Source organism: Dellaglioa sp. CoH-57-MRSF-17, assembly GCF_056782015.1.
Window position 1 is genome coordinate 1 of the sequence record NZ_JBXAXY010000065.1, and the last position, 393, is coordinate 393.

At 52.2% G+C, this 393-nt stretch carries 1 protein-coding gene; it reads right to left on the bottom strand.

Translation table 11 applies throughout. The features are described from left to right. A partial coding sequence (locus tag AC1RPJ_RS07875) for a hypothetical protein (protein WP_481762860.1) occupies nt 1-319 on the bottom strand: 319 nt, incomplete at its 3' end. Nucleotides 320-393 lie beyond the last annotated feature (74 nt).

Here is a 393-nt window from a genome sequence, read left to right on the forward strand (position 1 = left end):
GTTTGACGATAACGCGGCCCAGTGTATCGGACACGGCAGTCTTCAACACCGAACACCGCTTTCCCGACTTGTCGGGGTATTCGACGTACGTAATGTCAACACCAGAATTCTTAACAGCCAACGTCAAGCCCGTGCACGCATTCACGAAGTCCCAGAAGTCTGGATTTGTGATATCCAGCGGATTGTAGTACCGATAATCGCGACCGTCGAAAATCTGGACGGCTACAGCGTCGCGTACCACGTGATCTCGATACAGGTATCCTCGAAATTTTGCCGCCCCTCGAATCAGGTCGAGTGATAGTTCATCATGCAGGTTCATTCTGGCTCCGCATCCGGGTAGTCTTCGGCATATTCGACATCTTTGCCGCTGCCGTCTTCGATAAATGTGCCACC